The organism is Desulfovulcanus sp., from assembly GCF_982781345.1.
Genome location: NZ_CEYAEZ010000101.1, coordinates 1 through 3285, shown reverse-complemented (window position 1 = coordinate 3285; position 3285 = coordinate 1). Strand labels below are relative to the sequence as shown.

The following is a 3285-nucleotide window of genomic DNA, read 5'->3' as shown; positions in this document are numbered from 1 at the left end:
ACGCTATCTTGAGGGGGTAGTGGGCTACGCCCGTGGGGGTTCGAGTCCCCCCTTCGGCACCACAAGAAGAGAAAAAGGCAGCTTTTTAAAGCTGCCTTTTTTATTTTGTCGTGTATTTATGGTTTGTTAACGATCACTTTGTTCCGTCCGGTTTTTTTGGCTTCATAGAGCAAAGAGTCAGCCTTCTTGAGCATATCTTCAAGGCTATCAGCAAGTTCAGTGACCACACCTATACTTATGGTCACTTTGATTTTTTTCCCATCATCAATCTCTACGGGTGAATCTTCTACTGTTTGGCGTAAAGTTTCAAACACTTTTTTTGCATCTTTTTCTTTTAAATTAACGGTTAGGACACAAAATTCTTCACCTCCAATCCTGGCAATGATGTCCGTGCCACGCATCCTGTTTCTGAGAATCGATGATACATGCTGGAGCACAAGGTCACCAGCCTTGTGTCCATAAGTATCGTTTATTTTTTTAAAGTGATCTACATCAATCATGGCGCAGCCAAGGATTAGATTGTCGCGTTTTGCGCTTTCAAAAAGTTTTTGGCCAAACTCAAAAAAGTATCTGCGGTTATAAAGTCCTGTGAGAAAGTCTTTTATGGCCGCATTTTTTATTGCTTGAAGACGTTTTAGAGTGTCTAAGTGCAGGATGACCCGGCAATAAAATTCTTCAGTAATGAAGGTTTGTTTGACAATAAAGTCATTGGCACCATATTTCAAAAACCGTGCGGCCATGTAACCGTTACCTTCAGAAGAGATGCCGATAATGGCCAGTTCATCCTGGCTGTACTTTTCCCTGATTTTTTGGGTAAGGGTAAATCCATCCATTTCCGGCATGTTATAATCCGTAATGACTAACTTGATATCCGGGTGTTCATCAAGAACTTTAAGGGCTTGCTTGCCATTGCATGCGTTAAAGACACTATATCGGTGGTTTTTAAGTAGTTCTGTGATGGTGTTACGAAATAGAGGTGAGTCGTCAACAACAAGGATCTTAGTGTCTGGATTACTTTCTAGGCGTTTGAGTAAAGAAATGAGATAATCTATACTGTTGGGGTCATCTTTTAAAATATAGTCCACAATTTTTTTGGAGCTGACGAATTCATGAATTTTTTTACTGATATTGCTGGTGAAAACAATAGAGGGAATACCTTTATTGATGACCTCATCAATAATTTCTCCTTCCGGCGCATCTGGCAAACTGAAGTCAAGGACCGCAGCTAAAAAATCTGTGCCTTTGTTTAGCTCCTTGACAGCTTCAGACAGGTTTTTGGCCCAGGTGACATAAAAATGAGCCTCTGTCTGAAGCTTATTTTTTATGACCATAGCGAAAAAGTTACTGTCTTCAACAACAAGAACTCTTTTCATTTATGAACTCTCTTATGTCCTTGGAACCAGTCTTTGGGCTTGAAGCATACGAAGCATTTCACCGGCTTTTGGTCCATTATAGTGAAAGTTTGGGGGCAGATGTACAGATTTTATTTTTTGCCAGTCCTTTTGAGCCCGGGGCAAAAAATCAAGCTCATTATCAGCTCTAACCAGGGTGAAAAAATATTTGATCATATCACTTGAACCCAATTTATTTAACAGATCGACTTTAGTCCCCGGACGTAGTTGATCGTACAACCCTCCTACCATATGCCAACGGGCAGCAATTTGTCCAGCAAAAACAAATTTTTTGGGCAGCTTAAGTCTTGAGGCTAAATTTTTGGCCAGGCTTTCTCCTAATTTATCGTGGTTTAAATGTCTGGGCCAGTTGTTCCTAGGGGTTATGGTTTTGCCCAGATCATGAGCAAGCCCCATCCAGACCAGCAGCGCATCTCCCGACAATTTATCCATCACCTGAGCAAGATGTTCAAGCAGAGATTCATTATGATGAGGTTTGGGGCCGGCCGGAATTTTGGAAGCACAGGCAAGTTCTTCAAACCAGGGAACAAAGCAGGCGCATTCATCTAGTACCTGCAAGAATCGGCTTGGCTTTTCTCCGGCTAAGGCTTTTAAAAATTCTTGTCCAACTCTTTCCGGGGAAATCTTTTGCAAGAGCTTAGGCTTTTGTCCTAGTTCCTTCAGGATTGGTTTCAGGCTCGGATGAAGGGTGAAGTCTTTAAAAATGGCTGCAAAGCGGCCTACTCTAAAGACACGCAATGGATCAGCAAAGAAGTTTTCTCGGGAAATGGGACGCAAGATTTTTTGCTTGAGATCCGCCAAGGCTAAGGGATGGGCTATCAGTTTCCCTGCTTCGTCTCTAGCCAGACTGTTTATGGTCAGATCCCTATGTTTTAAGTCCTCTTCGATATTTTTAAACCTGGACAGAGTATATTGTGCGTCTCGAAGGATAAAAACAGGGGCCTTATCCCCTACTTTTTTTGCTTGGGGAAATCTCTTTTTAAAACTCTCTTCATCGGTTTCAAAGACGACATAATCTCTGTCTTTAATTGGTCTGCCTAGTAGTTCATCCCGGACTGCCCCGCCTACAAGATAAATACGCATGATGAGTAGCCTTATGGTGCACTGAAGTTTAAAGTGATGAAGTAATTTTCGTTTTGTATATCCTGAATAAAATCAAAGAAATAGATAGTTAAGGCTAGTTTTTTATTCTCCACGCTTTTCAATTTTTGTATTACTTTGATGACCGAATAGAGAGTTACGGATTTTCTCAGTGACGGAGGTCTTGGTTAAAATTCTTACTTTTTAAACAAAAATGTAGAAATGGACGCGTTTTTTATTCTCGCTTTGTATTTTTTTGGCGAAAGATAGTCAAGATTTATGTCTTTAGAAAAAAAGCAATAATAATCTATCAAAGAGAGAATCATTTTTCAAGATAAGTTACTAGCTTCTGATTATTTGATATGACACCACTATGTTTTAAAAGTAAGGTTCGTCAATAAAAAATGTTCATTTCAGCGTAAGTAATTTAATTTGAATGTACATTTAAGAAAAAGGATGAATTTAGAAAAAATAAACATTCCCTTCTTCAGGAAATAGTTATTTAAAAAAAATAAGGGTGCTAGCTCCCTTAATAGTAATGGATAAAGAACCGATAGATTGAACTATACATATAAGCATAATATACTTTTTTCGTAAAATATAAAGTATATAATTGCATTAATTTATAGTTTTCAAAACATGCATTTATTATTTCGCTTTTGAAAATTTTTTGAACCTTCTTTTGGTTGAGTAGTTTGTTGAGCAGTTTAGTGCGCTCAATAACTAATTCAAGCATTAAAGAGCCTGTGGCCGAACCTTTTTATCAACTTAATTTCCATGGTTTATTCTAGTC

Annotated in this window: 2 protein-coding genes; both read right to left on the bottom strand. The window is 38.8% G+C overall.

Annotated features, from left to right (window positions below; genetic code table 11):
* Window positions 1–116 precede the first annotated feature (116 nt).
* On the bottom strand, window positions 117–1373 hold the full coding sequence (locus tag AC3WVG_RS11185) for a diguanylate cyclase (RefSeq protein ID WP_488798200.1): 1257 nt from the start codon (window positions 1371–1373) through the stop codon (window positions 117–119).
* A gap of 12 nt (window positions 1374–1385) precedes the next feature.
* A complete protein-coding gene (locus AC3WVG_RS11180; protein WP_488798199.1) occupies window positions 1386–2495 on the bottom strand; it encodes a tRNA nucleotidyltransferase/poly(A) polymerase-related protein in 1110 nt (369 codons plus the stop codon).
* Window positions 2496–3285: the final 790 nt, after the last annotated feature.